This is a genomic window from Agrococcus sp. GW821-FHT14H11 (assembly GCF_058803545.1).
Genome location: NZ_JBXAPA010000004.1, coordinates 100,655 through 114,608 on the forward strand (window position 1 = coordinate 100,655; position 13,954 = coordinate 114,608).

Annotated in this window: 15 protein-coding genes; 6 read left to right on the forward strand and 9 right to left on the reverse strand. The window is 74.1% G+C overall.

All coding sequences use genetic code 11. The features are described from left to right. The first annotated feature begins 23 nt into the window (after positions 1 to 23). Positions 24 to 1,607, forward strand: a complete 1,584-nt coding sequence (locus AC1RNL_RS05895; protein WP_492934709.1) for a phytoene desaturase family protein — start codon at positions 24 to 26, stop codon at positions 1,605 to 1,607. A 12-nt stretch (positions 1,608 to 1,619) separates the two neighbouring features. Here AC1RNL_RS05895 and AC1RNL_RS05900 read toward each other — a convergent pair whose 3' ends face one another. Beyond that, positions 1,620 to 2,189 (reverse strand): thioesterase family protein, encoded by a 570-nt coding sequence (locus tag AC1RNL_RS05900; protein ID WP_240671394.1) that lies wholly within the window; start codon positions 2,187 to 2,189, stop codon positions 1,620 to 1,622. 108 nt (positions 2,190 to 2,297) lie between these two features. Here AC1RNL_RS05900 and trhO point away from each other — a divergent pair, with 108 nt between their 5' ends. Both trhO and AC1RNL_RS05910 read left to right on the forward strand, forming a co-directional pair. Then, positions 2,298 to 3,161, forward strand: coding sequence for an oxygen-dependent tRNA uridine(34) hydroxylase TrhO (gene trhO / locus AC1RNL_RS05905; RefSeq protein WP_492934710.1), 864 nt, complete (start codon positions 2,298 to 2,300; stop codon positions 3,159 to 3,161). A 30-nt stretch (positions 3,162 to 3,191) separates the two neighbouring features. Beyond that, a complete protein-coding gene (locus AC1RNL_RS05910) occupies positions 3,192 to 3,677 on the forward strand; it encodes a GNAT family N-acetyltransferase (RefSeq protein WP_128190262.1) in 486 nt (161 codons plus the stop codon). Positions 3,678 to 3,705: 28 nt separating this feature from the next. Here the strand turns inward: AC1RNL_RS05910 and AC1RNL_RS05915 are convergent, their stop codons facing one another. Beyond that, complete coding sequence (locus AC1RNL_RS05915) at positions 3,706 to 4,101, reverse strand: DUF302 domain-containing protein (protein ID WP_364193198.1); 396 nt, start codon at positions 4,099 to 4,101, stop codon at positions 3,706 to 3,708. A 79-nt stretch (positions 4,102 to 4,180) separates the two neighbouring features. On the opposite strand from AC1RNL_RS05915, the gene AC1RNL_RS05920 reads away from it, so the two are divergent. Next, positions 4,181 to 5,842, forward strand: a complete 1,662-nt coding sequence (locus tag AC1RNL_RS05920) for a bifunctional metallophosphatase/5'-nucleotidase (RefSeq protein WP_492934711.1) — start codon at positions 4,181 to 4,183, stop codon at positions 5,840 to 5,842. Positions 5,843 to 5,849: 7 nt separating this feature from the next. Here the strand turns inward: AC1RNL_RS05920 and AC1RNL_RS05925 are convergent, their stop codons facing one another. After that, positions 5,850 to 6,200, reverse strand: a complete 351-nt coding sequence (locus AC1RNL_RS05925; RefSeq protein WP_492934712.1) for a hypothetical protein — start codon at positions 6,198 to 6,200, stop codon at positions 5,850 to 5,852. A 107-nt stretch (positions 6,201 to 6,307) separates the two neighbouring features. On the opposite strand from AC1RNL_RS05925, the gene AC1RNL_RS05930 reads away from it, so the two are divergent. After that, positions 6,308 to 7,123, forward strand: coding sequence for a sulfite exporter TauE/SafE family protein (locus AC1RNL_RS05930; protein WP_310123059.1), 816 nt, complete (start codon positions 6,308 to 6,310; stop codon positions 7,121 to 7,123). Between the two features lie 12 nt (positions 7,124 to 7,135). On the opposite strand, the gene AC1RNL_RS05935 is transcribed toward AC1RNL_RS05930, so the two are convergent. From AC1RNL_RS05935 to yczE, 6 genes are all read right to left on the reverse strand, one after another. Beyond that, a complete protein-coding gene (locus tag AC1RNL_RS05935) occupies positions 7,136 to 7,528 on the reverse strand; it encodes a PPOX class F420-dependent oxidoreductase (RefSeq protein WP_128190267.1) in 393 nt (130 codons plus the stop codon). Between the two features lie 49 nt (positions 7,529 to 7,577). Further along, a complete protein-coding gene (locus AC1RNL_RS05940; RefSeq protein ID WP_492934713.1) occupies positions 7,578 to 8,372 on the reverse strand; it encodes a histidine phosphatase family protein in 795 nt (264 codons plus the stop codon). Beyond that, positions 8,369 to 10,357, reverse strand: a complete 1,989-nt coding sequence (locus AC1RNL_RS05945; RefSeq protein WP_492934714.1) for a bifunctional copper resistance protein CopD/cytochrome c oxidase assembly protein — start codon at positions 10,355 to 10,357, stop codon at positions 8,369 to 8,371. Before AC1RNL_RS05945 ends, AC1RNL_RS05940 begins: the two co-directional genes overlap by 4 nt. A gap of 9 nt (positions 10,358 to 10,366) precedes the next feature. Then, positions 10,367 to 11,125 carry a hypothetical protein gene (locus AC1RNL_RS05950; RefSeq protein ID WP_492934715.1) on the reverse strand — a complete coding sequence of 253 codons (759 nt, stop codon included), beginning with the start codon at positions 11,123 to 11,125 and terminating at the stop codon, positions 10,367 to 10,369. A 121-nt stretch (positions 11,126 to 11,246) separates the two neighbouring features. Then, positions 11,247 to 11,531: an HU family DNA-binding protein gene (locus tag AC1RNL_RS05955; RefSeq protein ID WP_128190407.1), complete on the reverse strand. Its 285-nt coding sequence runs from the start codon at positions 11,529 to 11,531 to the stop codon at positions 11,247 to 11,249. A 194-nt stretch (positions 11,532 to 11,725) separates the two neighbouring features. Beyond that, positions 11,726 to 12,427 carry a membrane protein YczE gene (gene yczE / locus AC1RNL_RS05960; protein ID WP_310123071.1) on the reverse strand — a complete coding sequence of 234 codons (702 nt, stop codon included), beginning with the start codon at positions 12,425 to 12,427 and terminating at the stop codon, positions 11,726 to 11,728. A 77-nt stretch (positions 12,428 to 12,504) separates the two neighbouring features. Here yczE and yczR point away from each other — a divergent pair, with 77 nt between their 5' ends. Continuing rightward, positions 12,505 to 13,911, forward strand: a complete 1,407-nt coding sequence (gene yczR / locus AC1RNL_RS05965) for a MocR-like transcription factor YczR (RefSeq protein WP_128190406.1) — start codon at positions 12,505 to 12,507, stop codon at positions 13,909 to 13,911. Positions 13,912 to 13,954: the final 43 nt, after the last annotated feature.

Sequence of the window (13,954 nt, forward strand, 5' to 3'; positions counted from 1 at the left end):
GGCGCCCCAGCGAAGGAGCAGCAGTGCCGAGCGTCGCCATCATCGGCGGGGGCCACAACGGCCTCACCGCCGCCGCCTACCTGGCCCGCGCGGGCGTCGACGTCACGGTGCTCGAGCGGCTGCCGCACGTGGGCGGCGCTGCCGTCTCCGCGCAGGCGTTCGACGGGCTCGACGCCAACCTGTCGCGCTACAGCTACCTCGTCAGCCTCATGCCCGAGCAGATCATCCGCGACCTCGGCCTCGACGTGCGGCTCGCCCGCCGCCGCTACTCCTCCTACACGCCCGTGCCCGGCGGCGACCGCGGGCTGCTGGTCGACGCGGGCGACGAGGCGGCCACGCGCGCGTCGTTCGCGGCGGTCGGCGCCGCCGACGACGCCGACGGGTTCGCGGCGTTCTACGACCGCACCACGCGGCTCGCCGCGGCCCTGTTCCCGACGCTGACGCAGCCGCTGCCCACGCGGCAGGCCGCGCGCGAGGCCGCGGGCGCCGCATCCGCGTGGTCCGAGATCGTCGACGCCCCCATCGCCGACGCGATCGAGGCGGCCGTCGGCCACGACCTCGTGCGCGGCGTGATCGCGACCGATGCGCTCATCGGCACGTTCGCGGCGCTCGACGACCCGGGGCTCGAGCAGAACCGCTGCCTGCTGTACCACGTCATCGGCGGCGGCACCGGCGACTGGGACGTGCCGATCGGCGGCATGGGGCAGGTCTCCGGCAGCCTCGAGGCCGCGGCGCGCGCGGCCGGCGCGAAGATCCTCACCGGCGTCACCGTCACCCGCGTCACGCCCGACGCCGAGGTCACGTGGGAGGAGCGCGTCGGCGGGCTCCCGACCGGCTCGCCCGGGCTCGCGATCGGCACGCAGCTGACCGCCGAGTTCGACCTCGTGCTCTCGGCGGTCGCACCGCACGTGCTCTCGGCGCTGCTCGGCGAGGCGGGCGTCGCCACCCCGCGGCCCGAGGGCGCGCAGGTGAAGGTCAACATGCTGCTGTCGCGCCTGCCGCGGCTGCGCGACGACGTCGCGCCGGAGGCGGCCTTCGGCGGCACCTTCCACATCAACGAGACCTACACGCAGCTGCAGCGCGCGTACGCGGAGGCCGCGGACGGCCGCATCCCGCAGCCGCTGCCGTGCGAGATCTACTGCCACTCGCTCACCGACCCGACGATCCTGGGCGACGACCTGCGCGCATCCGGCGCCCAGACGCTCACCGTCTTCGGCCTGCACGTGCCCGACCGGCTGCTCACGCCCGAGACGAACGACGGGATGCGCGTGGCGCTCGAGGAGGCGGTGGTCGCGTCGCTCGACTCGGTGCTCGCCGAGCCGATCCGGCCGCTGCTGCTCGACGGCGCGGCGGGGCCCGCGATCGAGACGAGGACGACCCTCGACATCGAGGAGGCGCTCGCGATGCCGGGCGGCAACATCTTCCACGGGCCGCTGTCGTGGCCGTGGCTCGAGCACGAGCCGACCTCGGTCGCCGAGGCGTGGGGCGTCGCGACGGGGCACGCGCGGATCCTCATGGCCGGCTCGGGCGCGCGCCGCGGCGGCGCCGTCTCAGGGCTCGGCGGCCACAACGCCGCGCACGCGGCGCTCGAGCTGCTGCGCCCGTAGGCGCGCGGCGGACTAGCGCGGGATGCGTCCGGCCCAGTCGGAGGCGTGGCTCGCGCGGGCCGGCGGCAGCGCGTTGAGCTTGGCCCAGTCGGCGACGCGCTGGTCGAGCTCGGGCAGGTCGACGACGATGCCGGCGGCCTCGAGCACCTCGACGACGCGCGCGGTCTTCGCCGTGCCGACGCCCTTCTCGATGAAGCGGCCCTGCACGACGCCGCGCGCGTGCAGCTCGCCGTCGACGACGAAGCGCTGCTGCAGGTAGATGGCGCGGTCGTCGGCGCCGAGCACGGCGGTCTCGATGTCGAAGCGCTGCCAGAGGTCGAGGCTGCGGCGGTAGACCATCGACGACTGCCCGACCACCGCGTAGATGCCCGCCTTCGAGAGCACCGCCGACATGCCGGTGCGGTTCGTCATGTCGACGCGCGCGAGATCCATGTAGGAGGGGTAGCGGCCGTTGTTCATGTGCCCGAGCAGGTCGATGTCGGTCGGCAGCACCACGAACGACGTCTTCGCGACGTCGCCGATGCCGAGCTCCGGCTTGCCACGGCTCTTCACGGTCATGGCGAGCAGCCACTGCAACCACATGTTCACGGGGATCCATCCTGCCCGACCCCGTCGGCGCATCCGCTCGCCCTTGGCGCTCCCCCACAGCGCCGCGCGTCGCCGGCCGCCGGCGGCTGGGAGAATCGTCGGATGCACCGAGTGCTGCTCTACTACCGCTTCACGCCCATCGCCGACCCCGAGGCGGTGCGGCTGTGGCAGCACGCGCTGTGCACGTCGCTCGGCCTCACCGGGCGCATCATCATCTCGGAGCACGGCATCAACGGCACCGTGGGCGGACCGGTGGAGGCGTGCAAGCGGTACGCGCGGGCGACCCGGGAGTACTCGGGGTTCCGCGGGATGGACATCAAGTGGTCGGCCGGCACGGGCGAGGACTTCCCGCGGCTGACGGTGAAGGTGCGCGACGAGATCGTCACCTTCGGCTCCCCCGACGAGCTCGCGGTCGACGCCGACGGGGTCGTCGGCGGCGGCCGGCACCTGAAGCCCGGCGAGCTGCACCAGCTCGTCGCCGAGCGCGACGACGTCGTGCTCTTCGACGGCCGCAACCGCTTCGAGGCCGAGATCGGGCGCTTCCGGGGCGCGGTCGTGCCCGACGTCGACACCACCCGCGACTTCGTGGCGCTGCTCGACTCGGGCGCCTACGACCACTTGAAGCACAAGCCGGTCGTCACCTACTGCACCGGCGGCGTGCGGTGCGAGGTGCTCTCGTCGCTCATGCGCTCGCGCGGCTTCGAGGAGGTGTACCAGCTCGAGGGCGGCATCGTGCGCTACGGCGAGACGTTCGGCAACCAGGGCCTCTGGGAGGGCTCGCTGTACGTCTTCGACGAGCGGCGGACGATGGACTTCGGCTCGGGCGCCGCCGTGCTCGGCACGTGCGGCCGCTGCGGCGCGCCGACCGGCGGGATGGGCAACTGCGCCGTCTGGTCGTGCCGCAAGCAGGTGCCGACGTGCGAGGCGTGCGAGCCCGCGTGCGCGGCGCACGTCGACGCCGCCTGATCCGACTGATCCGACGGATACGCTGACCGCATGGGCGACGGCGCGATCAGCATCCGACAGGCGACGACCGCTGACGCCGAGGCCCTGCTGCCGCTCCTCGCCGCCCACCGCCACGCCGACGAGGAGGACGAGAAGGTCGACCGCTACCGCGAGCGCCTCGTCGCCCTCGTCGAGAACCCGGCGCACCACATCGTCGTCGCCGAGCAGGACGGCGAGCTGCTCGGCTACGCCGCCGCCCAGGACTACGGGCCCGCCCCGCACCGCGACTGGTCGATCGCCCGCATGCACGACCTGTGGGTGTCGCCGGATGCGCGCGGCCGGGGGGCGGGCACGGCGCTGTTCGAGGCGGTGCGGGAGTGGGCCGAGCACCACACGAAGGTGCGGGTGCTCGAGTGGCAGTCGCTCGAGGTCGCGAAGGCGTTCTACGCGAAGCTCGGCCTCTCGGGCGAGCGCGTCGACGAGGCCGACCCGCGCGAGCTGTACGAGATCGAGGTGCACCTGCCCGCGAGGGAGTGACCCGCGGGGTCGCCCCGCGCCTCTCGGGTCAGGCGGCCTCGACCGCGTCGATGGCGGCCCGCAGCCGGCGTGCGGCGTCCTCGGCCACGGGGCGCAGCTGCTCGTTGCCGGTGACCTGCAGCATCATGAGCGGGTCGAGCGCCTCGACCGTCGTGCTGCCCTCGGCCGACGCGCGCACGACGACGTTGCACGGCAGCAGCAGCCCGATGGACTCCTCGGCCTGGAGCGCCTGGTGCGCGAGCGGCGGGTTGCACGCCCCGAGGATGACCTGTTGGGGGATCTCGACGTCGAGCTTCTGCCGCAGGGTCGCGGCCATGTCGATCTCGGTCAGCACGCCGAACCCCTGGGCGGAGAGCGCGTCGCGGGCAGCGCTGAGCGCCTGGTCGAACGGCTGGCGGACGGTGGTGCTGATGCTGTAGCTCATGCTTCGCTCTCCTTCGATCCGGATCCGCAGCGCTCCGCTGCGATGGACGCAACGATACCCCTGGGGGTATGGTGCGTCCATGTCGGAGATCACGCTCATCCACATCGGCGACCTCCACGGCCACCTGCTGCCGCGGCCGAACCTGCGCTCCGGTGCCGCGGCCCGCAGCGAGGGCGGCCTCGCCAGGATGGCCGCGCTCATCGATCGCATCCGCGCTGAGCGCCCGGACAGCCTGCTCGTCAACACCGGCGACACCATCCAGGGCGGCGCCGAGGCGCTCTTCACCCGCGGCCGGGCGCTGGTCGACGCGGTCGACCGGCTGGGCGTCGACCTCTACGCCCCAGGGAACTGGGACTACCTGTACGGCAAGGAGCGCTTCCTCGAGCTGTTCGGCGAGGGGACCGGACCGCGCGGCGTCGGCCACCGCTGGGGTGCGCTCGCCGCCAACGCCTACCACGACGGCTCCGACTCGCTGCTGCTGCCACCGCGGCGGGTGCTCGAGGTCGGCGGCCTGCGGGTCGGCGTCGTCGGGCTCTCGAGCGAGCGCGCGATCAACGCGCTCGGGCCCTGGGTGACGCGCGGCATCCGGTTCACCGCGGACGCCGCGGAGATCCCCGCGCACGTGCGGGCGCTGCGGGAGCAGGAGCGGGTCGACCTCGTGGTGCTGATCTCGGAGTTCGGGCTCGCGAAGAACATCCTGATCGCCGAGCGGAATCCCGGGATCGACGTCGTGCTCTCCTCGGACATGCACGAGGAGACGCACGAGCCGGTCGTGACGTCGACCGGTGCCCTGGTCTCGGAGGCGGGCCAGGACGGCACGCGCGTCGCGCAGCTCGACCTCCGCGTGGAGGCCGGCCGCATCGCGGACTGGAGCTACCGCCTCCACGCAGTGGACGACAGCGTGCCGGAGGACCCGGCGATGGCCGCCGCGATCCGCGAGGTGCGCGAGCCGTTCGTGGCCGGCCCCGGGTTCCTGCCCCACACCGACCCGATGAGCGGGGCGCGCCTGGAGCGGCCGATCGACCAGGTGGTCGGTCGCACGACCATCGCCCTGCACCGCTCCGAGCCGAGCCATCCGGAGGCCGCGCCCGACGCGCGCGCCGCGGTCGTCTCGGGGACGTCCCACGACTTCCTCTCGGCCGCGCTGCGGCACGCGGCGGGTGCCGACATCGGCCACATGCGGGGCTTCCGCTACGGCACGCACATCGCGCCCGGGGACATCCGCCTCGAGGACCTCTTCCACCTCATGCCGGTCGGCGCGCAGCTCGCCCGCGGCCTCGTCACGGGCGCCCAGGTGCTCCAGCAGCTCCAGGCGGGCGCCGACGGCGCCCTCGACCCGGATCCGTTCCGCTGGACCGGCGGCTGGCTGCACGCACACGCAGGGCTGCGCTACGCGCTCGATCCCGGCGCCGCGGCCGGTTCGAAGGTGTCGCGCGTCGAGGTCCGGCGAGCCGGCGGCGAGGAGTGGACGCCGCTCGAGCCGGACGCCGCCTACAGCGTGGCCGGCTACTGGTTCGCCGAGGCGCCGCAGCAGGTCGGAGGCCTGGCCTGCACCGACATCGAGGTGCTGCGCACCGCCGACGGGCGGCCGCGCGACGTCACCGAGCACGTCGTCGACGTGCTCCGGGAGCACCCGGTCGAGCCCGAGCCGGAGCGCATCGCGCTGCAGGCGCCGCTGCCGCCGAGGACAGGGCCGAACGCCGAGATCCAGCCGCTGCGCGGCGGTGCGAGCGCGCGCTGATCCGGGTCTAGCCGCTGGTCACCGGCTGCAGGAGCCGGGCGAGCGCATCGCGGCCCCCGGCGGCGTACGCGACCCACGCCGGCGCATCCGGGTTGCGCTCCGCCTGCGCCGTCCAGCGCTCGAGCGCTGCCCGCACCAGCTCGTCCGCGTCATCGGGCGCGACGCCCGCCGGGAGCCCGCGACGCACCTCGGCCAGCGCCGAGACGGCGCCCTCGTGGTACTTCGCCGCGACGTGCGGCCGGCCGTCGCGCGAGATCGCGCACATCGACCGGTCGCCCGCCGCGAGGGCGAGCCGCTCGAGGGCCTCGCGCTCGAGGGCGCGGACCGCGTCGCGGTCGATGGTGGTCGTCTGCTGCACCGGATCCTCCTGCTGTCGGGACTGGTCCTCAGAATACCCCCGGGGGTATACTCGTGCCAACCCCTGCAGCGCGCGACACCCGAGCGCCTCGACCCCGGAGGAAGCCCGTGGCACTGCTCGCCGCCCCGATCGGCCTCGTCGTCGGCCTGCTCCTCGGCGCGCTCGGCGGCGGCGGCTCGATCCTCGCCGTGCCGGCGCTCATCCTGCTCCTCGGCATGGCGCCGCAGGAGGCGACCGCCGGCTCGCTCATCATCGTCGGGCTCGCCGCGATCATCGGGATGCTGCCTGCGATGCGCGCGGGACGGGTGCGCCTCGGGCAGGGGGCCGTCTTCGGCCTCCTCGGCACGGGCGGCGCCGTCCTCGGCGCGCTGCTGTCGACATCGGTGCCCGAGGGGGTGCTGCTGCTCGCCTTCGCCGTGCTCATGCTCGTGGTCGCCGCGCTCATGACGGCGCGGCGGCGCAGCGCGGCCCGTGCCGAGGCGGCGGGTGCCGCGCCGGAGCCGGCACGGCCGCCCATGGTGTCGCTGCGCCCCTTCCGCTGCGACTGCCGCGCCGTCGGCGTGCTCGTCGCGGCCGCGGCCGGCGTGGGGCTCCTGACCGGCTTCTTCGGCGTCGGCGGCGGCTTCGCGATCGTGCCGGCGCTCGTGCTCGCGCTCGGCCTGCCGATGCCGGTGGCGGTCGGCACCTCGCTGCTCGTGATCGCCATCAACAGCGCCGTCGCGCTCGGCTCGCGGCTGACGCTCGACCTCACGCTCGACTGGGGCGTCGTGGCCCTCGCGGCCGGGGCCGCGGTCGTGGGGTCGCTGCTCGGCTCGCGCATCACCGCGCGGGTGCGGCCCGAGCGGCTCAGCCTGGCGTTCACGGTGCTGCTCGTGGTCGTCGCGCTCGCGACCGCCGCCCCGGTGCTCGTCGCGGCCGCCTGAGCGGGCGGGCGGTCAGACCCGGCCGGTGACCTTGTCGATCGCCATGCGCAGGATCACGCGCTCGGCGGCGTCGGGCGGCGCGAGCTCCGACGGGTTGCCGTAGCGGTTCTGCAGCTCGACGTAGAAGGCGCCCGTCGGGTCGTCCTCGACGCCCGCGAGGTGCCCGCGCAGCTCGACGTACTTGAGCGGCTGCGCCGGGTCGACGATCGACAGGCTCATCGTGGGGTTCGCCTGCAGGTTGCGGTACTTCTGGCGCGTGCGGGTGTGCGTGAAGCGCACCTCGTCGCCGGAGACCAGGAACCACATCGGGTTCGACTGCACGGAGCCGTCGGGCCGCACGGTCGCGAGGTGCGCGAAGAGCGGCGCGTCGGTCAGGTAGCGGTACTGCTCGGGGATCGAAGCCATGCCCTCCACCATTGCACGGCTCGCCCGCCCCGCGGTGGGCGCTGCGTGCCTACGCGGCCGGACCCGGCCCATCCGCCGTCTCGCCGAGCCCGTCGAGGCGCCACACGGTGGTGCCTGCCGCGAGCGACACGGTCGTGATCGAGCAGTTCGGCAGGATGACGTCGGGCGTGAGCTCGGGCACGAGCTGGCGCAGCAGCGACGTGATGAACCCGCCGTGCGAGACCACGAGCACGTGCACCTCGTCGGCCGCGGGCCGCTCGAGGGCGCCCGCCGCGCGCACGACGTGCTCGAGCGCGGCGTCGGCGCGCATCACGGTCGCCGCGGCCTCCTCGGCCTGGCCGGTCGGGTCGAGCTGCGCGATCGTGTCGAAGAGCCCGCGCCAGCCGACCTGCTCGGCGATCGCCCGCAGCGCGCTCAGCTCGCGGTCGACCTCGAAGCCGTGCTCGACGATCACCTCGCGCCAGACGTCGGCGGAGGGCCGCTCCTCGTGGGCGCCGAAGTGCCACTCGCGCAGCAGCTCGAGGTGCTCGAGCGGCGGCTTCGGGTCGAGCGCGGCGAGGATGCCGTCGGCCGTCGTGCGGGTGCGCTGCAGGTCGGAGGAGAAGGCGAGGTCGAAGCGCTCGGCCGCCAGGTGCTGCGCGACGGCCTCGATCTGCCGGTGGCCGCGCTCAGTGATCGGCGAGTCGGACCAGCCCTGCATCAGGTGGTTGATGTTGTGCTCGGTCTCGGCGTGGCGCACGAGGCGCAGGCGCACCGCGCGCCCCTCCGCGAGCGCGGCGAGCTCCTCGGGCAGGTACTGCTCGGGGGCGTCGTCGGCGCCGGTGTCCTGGGCCTGGTCGTTCATCGCTTCCCCATCTTCTCGAGCATCGCGTTGTAAGCGGTGAGCTCGGCGTCGCCGTCGCGAGCGGCCGCGCGGTCGGTGCGCACCTGCTCCTTCTTGTCGCTGCGCGACCACAGCACGACCGTGATGATCGCGAGGATCACGGTCGGGATCTCGCCGATCGACCAGGCGATGCCGCCGCCGACCCGCTGATCCTCGAGCGCGTCGACGCCGTTGCCCATCGCGCCGAACCAGTCGGCCAGCAGCAGCGCCTCGCCCTCCATGAGCGTGAGGCCGAAGAACGCGTGGAACACCATCGCGCCGAGCAGCAGCACGAGGCGCAGCGCGTACGGCGGCTTGGCCGGGCCGGGGTCGACGCCGATGATCGCCTGCACGAACAGGTAGCCGGAGCCGACGAAGTGCACGACCATCCACACGTGGCCGAGGTGGTCGGTCATCGCCCACGCGAAGATGCCCGTGTAGTAGAAGACCCACAGGCTCGACACGAAGATGAGCGCCGCCACGAGCGGCGAGCCGACGACCTGCATGTACTTCGAGTGCACGATCGCGAGCAGCCACTCGCGGCCGCCCATCGTGCCGTCGCGGCGCTTGGCGATCGCGCGCATCGCGAGCGTGATGGGGGCGCCGGGCACGAGCAGCACGGGCACCGCCATGCCGAGCAGCATGTGCACGAGCATGTGGAGCGAGAACTGGAACTCCTGGTAGAGGTTCAGCGCGCCGTTCGTGCACCACCAGAAGAGCGCGATGCCCGCGAGCCACGACACGGTGCGGCCGATCGGCCAGCGGTCGCCGCGCCGCGCGAGGCGCACGACACCGGCGACGTAGAAGAACGCGAGCATCGCGAGCGCCACCGTCCACAGCGGGTCGAGCGCCCACTGGTCGACGAGCCGCGCCGGCTCGAACTCGGGCGGCAGGGGCCGCCCCGTGAGGATCTCGGCAGGGCTCGCCTCGGCGCCCGGAGGCGCCTCGGGCACGGGCGTCGGCGTGCGGGCGAGCCCGGCGGCGACGCCGGCCGTCACGCCCATCACGGTCAGCTCGAGCGCGAGGAGCAGCGCGACCGCCCGGCCGGGCACCCGCGCGCGCACCGTGCCGGCGGGGCGCAGGATGCGCATCCGCTGCCACGCGCCGAAGGCGCCGAGCACGAGCAGCAGCGCGGCCTTCGTGAGCGAGAGCACGCCGTAGCCGCTCAGCCAGTCGCCCTCCATGCGCACCCACGCCGAGACGACGCCGGTGAAGGCGACGACGGCGAAGCTCGCGATCGCGAGGCTCGAGTAGCGCAGCAGCACGTCGCCGTAGGCGGCGTCGGGCACGAGGCCGGATGCGCCGGCCGGCCGGGGTGCGTCGCGGCCGGCTGCGAGGAGGCCGACGTGGATGAGCCCGCCGAGCCAGATCGAGACGAAGATGAGGTGCAGCAGCAGCGACGAGACGGCGAGCGTGTGGTTGGCGGTGCCGCCGGCGTGGCCGCCGGAGGCGATGAGCCAGAACGGCACCGCCCAGCCGACCACGGTGAACGCCGCCGCGGCGGGGCTGCGCGCGACGAGCAGCACGACGGTGAGCAGCGCGAGCGCGAGCAGCGTGCCGAGGATGAGGCGGCCGGTCTCGATCTCGACGAAGAACAGCTGCAGCAGGCTGCCGAACTCGTCGTCGGCGGTGACGGGGTTGGAGACGAGCTGCCGGAAGGTGCCGAAGGCGACGAACGCCTGCAGCACGGTCGCGACGCCGGTGGCGGCCGCGGCGAGGTCGAGCGTGCGGTTCCAGTCGCGGCTGCGCGGTGCGAGCGCGAAGCACGCCAGCACGAGCCCGCCGAAGGCTGCGGCGATGGCGACGTTGCGCACCATGGTCGCCGCGGGCAGCCCGTAGCGCACGAGCGGGCCCGGATCCTCGATGGGCAGCGGTGCCGCTCCCCCGCCGATCTCGAGCGCCGCCCAGGCCGCGGCCAGCCCCGCGAGGATCGCGAACGCTGGCGCGAGGAGACGGAGGCGCTGCACCGCTCCAGGCTAGTCGCCGCGGCTATGCGGGACCCCGGCGCGACGGGACGGCTGCTCCGGGCGAGGCTCCTCCGGAGCGTCCTCGGCGACGCGCGGGGGGGCGGGGAGCTGGTCGCGCAGGAAGAACGCGCCCAAGGAGCCGGCCAGCGCCGCGAAGACGGCGACCGAGTAGACCGCGAGGACGAGCTGCATCACCTTCGCGAACGGGTCATCGGCGGTGATCCCGGATCCGGTGACGGTCGCCATCGCCGTCTCGTGGAGCGCCGTGGTGAAGTCGGTGTGCGACTCCATGGCGTAGAGGAGCTGGCTGGAGGCCAGGACGACCACCAGGGTGACCGAAGCCAGCCATCCGATCCGGCTGGAGAGCAGGCGGCCTGCGGAGCGGGAGCCGCGGACGCCGGCGGAGAGGATGCCGCCCACCCGGGCCACGCGCGCCACCCTGAGGGCCCGCACCGCCTGCAGCGCGCGGAAGAAGCGCAGGAACGGGATCGCCAGGAAGATGAGCTGCCACCAGTTGCGGCGCCAGAAGGCGGCACCGAAGCCGCCGATGTACGCGCGCAGCAGGAACTCGGCGGCGAACAGCGCCCACAGCACCCATCCGGTGATCGACAGCACCCGTGCCCACCCCGGATCGGAGGTGAGCAGCTGACCGAGGACCACGAAGAGGAACACCACGCCGAGGAGGCCCATGGGGCGGTCGAGGCGGCTCGCGAGCGCCTCCGCGGCCTCCACCTGACGGGAGCGGGACCCGTCCCGTTCGTCGCTCACGCTGTGCCGACCTCCATGCCGGGCCCGTGCGCGGGACGGACCGTGCGCACCACGATAGCGATGCACGACGAGCGGGGCCCGGCCTCTCGGCCGGACCCCGCTCGCTGCTGTGTGCTGGTGCCTACTTGACGGCGGCCTTCAGCTTCGAGCCGGCGGTCAGCTTGACGCGGTGGCCCGCCGCGATCTTGATCTCCTCGCCCGTCTGCGGGTTGCGGCCCGTGCGGGCGGCGGTCTCCGTGCGCTCGGCGCTGAAGAAGCCGGGGATCGAGACCTTGTCGCCGGCCTTGACGGCCGACGAGACCTCGTCGAACAGCGCGTCGAGCACCGCGGTGACCTTGGCCTGCGAGAGGTCGGTCGTCGCTGCGATCTTCGAAGCGAGGGTGGTCTTGTTGATGGTCTCAGCCATGGTGTCCTCCTGGTGGTGGCATGTCCGTCCCGCCTGGGGCGGGCATTCCGCCGGGGCCCGTTGGGCTCCGACCACCCCCGAACGTAGCCCTGAGGCCCGGGTTCTCGCGGAAGAACACCCCGACACGCCGCGATTTCCGGGGTTTTTCGCGGTTCGCGAACGCGTTTCGGGCCTCTGGAGGGCCCAAGCAGCCCTCAGCGGGCGGTCGAGGCCGCGAGCCGCGCGGCGCGCAGCCGGCTCGCTCGACGGGTGCGCCGGCGCTCGAAGAGCGGCAGGAAGAGCCCGATGAGCGGCCCGATGCCGAACGCGAAGACCACCGTGCCGACGCCGACAGGACCGCCCAGCAGCCAGCCGATGAGCAGCACCGTGCCCTCGATGAGGGTGCGCACGATCCACACGCGCCAGCCGGTGATCCGCACGAGCCCCGTCATCAGCCCGTCCCGCGGGCCCGGGCCGAGGTGGGCGGCGATGTAGAAGCCGGTCGCGAACGCGAGCAGCACCATGCCGCCGGCGAGCAGCAGGATCTGCTGCCAGAGGGCGTCCACCTCCGGCAGCAGCCAGAGGCCGACGTCGGCGGCCGGCCCCACGAGCAGGGCGTTCAGCAGCGTGCCGATGCCGACGCGCTGGCGCAGCGGGATCCACAGCAGCAGCACGATCCCCGAGACGACCACGGTCGCGGTGCCGTAGCTCATCGGCAGGTGGTTCGCGATCCCGAGCGAGAAGACGTCCCACGGGCCGACGCCGAGGTCGGCGCGGATGAGCATCGCGAGCGAGAGCCCGTAGAGCACGAGGCCGCCGAGCAGCTGCCCGACGCGGGCGGCCGTGTCGGCCGGGCCCAGCGAGTCGATCGGCAGGAAGAGGCGGCGGATGCGGTGCACCACCTCATCACACCGCATCCGTCATGCCCGTGGCGCGGTCCACTCGCGGGCAAGTGGCTCTGCCGGAGCAGTCCAGTTGGCGGCAGACTGGGCGAATGGCTTCCCGGCTCGGCACCCAGCTCGGCGAGTGGCGCGCGACGACCGCCGTCGCGCAGTCGCTCGCCGACCGCATCCGCATGCTGCTGCTCGACGGCCGCATCACGGCCGGCGAGCGGCTGCCGAGCGAGCGGGCGCTCGCCGCCGAGCTCGGCCGCTCCCGCGCGACGATCGCGCGCGCGTACGAGCTGCTCGAGGCCGGCGGCTACGTGCAGCGCACCCACGGCTCCGGCACCCGCGCCGCCCTGCCGGCCCAGCGCATCCACCGCCCCGAGGCGGCGGACGAGGGCGTCATCGACCTGACGATCGCCTCGGTCGGCTCGACGCCCGGCCTCCACGCCGCCACCGTGCGCGCCCTCGACCGGCTCGCGGGGCTGCTCGGCACGCCCGGCTACTCGCTCGACGGGCTGCTGCCGCTGCGCGAGCGCATCGCCGCCCGCTACGCCGAGCGCGGGCTGCCGACCGATCCGGGGCAGATCGTCGTGACGAGCGGCGCGATGCACGCGATGACCGTGGTGCTCGCCGCCTTCGGCGAGCGCGGCCGGGCCGCCGTCGTCGAGCAGCCGTCGTTCCCGCACGCCCTCGACGCGCTGCGCCGCACCGGCCACCGCCTCGTGCCGACGCCCGTCTCGCCCGGCGAGGGCTGGGACGCGTCGCACCTCGTCGACACGCTCCGCGCCCAGCGGCCCGCGCTCGCCTACCTGATCGCCGACTTCCACAACCCCACCGGCGCCACCATGCCCGAGCTCGAGCGGGCGCGGCTCGCCGCCGTCGCCCGCACGACCGGCACGCTGCTCGTCGTCGACGAGACGTGCGCCGAGCTCGACATCGATCGCGGCTGGACGCCGAAGCCCTTCGCCGCGCACGGGCCCGCGCTGCTCATCGGCTCGATGTCGAAGATCGCCTGGGGCGGCATGCGCATCGGCTGGATCCGCGCGAGCCGCGAGCAGGTGCCGCAGCTGCTCGCCGCCCGCCCCTCCATCGACCTGGGATCCCCGCTGCTCGAGCAGTGCATCGCCGTCGAGCTGCTCGACGACCTGGATGCGCTGCTCGCGCGGGCGAGCGCGCGGCTGCGGGCGGGCAGGCAGGCCGTCGCCGACGGGCTCGCCGCCCACCTGCCCGGCGTGCCGATGCCCGAGGTGCCGGGCGGGCTCGCCGCGTGGATCGACCTCGGCGGGCCGTGGTCGACCTCCCTCTCGCTCGCCGCGCGCGACCGCGGGCTGCTGCTGCCGCCCGGGCCCCGCTTCTCGAGCTCGGGCGTGCTCGACCGCTTCGCGCGCGTCCCCATCACGTGGGAGCCGGAGGTCACCGCTGAGGCGATGCGCCGGCTCGGCGACGCCTGGCGCGCGCTGCACGCGGGCGAGCTGCCGGACTCGACGCGACTGGCCGCATCCGCCGTCGTCTGAGCGTCCGCCGCTTGACGCGGCGTGCGCTTCCGCGATTGCGTGG

Coding starts and splice junctions, on each gene's coding strand:
- AC1RNL_RS05900 (WP_240671394.1), bottom strand. CDS start 2,189: ATGTGGTTGCAGTGGCTGCTCGCCATGACCGTGAAGAGCCGTGGCAAG.
- trhO (WP_492934710.1), top strand. CDS start 2,298: ATGCACCGAGTGCTGCTCTACTACCGCTTCACGCCCATCGCCGACCCC.
- AC1RNL_RS05910 (WP_128190262.1), top strand. CDS start 3,192: ATGGGCGACGGCGCGATCAGCATCCGACAGGCGACGACCGCTGACGCC.
- AC1RNL_RS05915 (WP_364193198.1), bottom strand. CDS start 4,101: ATGAGCTACAGCATCAGCACCACCGTCCGCCAGCCGTTCGACCAGGCG.
- AC1RNL_RS05920 (WP_492934711.1), top strand. CDS start 4,181: ATGTCGGAGATCACGCTCATCCACATCGGCGACCTCCACGGCCACCTG.
- AC1RNL_RS05935 (WP_128190267.1), bottom strand. CDS start 7,528: ATGGCTTCGATCCCCGAGCAGTACCGCTACCTGACCGACGCGCCGCTC.
- AC1RNL_RS05940 (WP_492934713.1), bottom strand. CDS start 8,372: ATGAACGACCAGGCCCAGGACACCGGCGCCGACGACGCCCCCGAGCAG.
- AC1RNL_RS05955 (WP_128190407.1), bottom strand. CDS start 11,531: ATGGCTGAGACCATCAACAAGACCACCCTCGCTTCGAAGATCGCAGCG.
- yczE (WP_310123071.1), bottom strand. CDS start 12,427: ATGCGGTGTGATGAGGTGGTGCACCGCATCCGCCGCCTCTTCCTGCCG.
- yczR (WP_128190406.1), top strand. CDS start 12,505: ATGGCTTCCCGGCTCGGCACCCAGCTCGGCGAGTGGCGCGCGACGACC.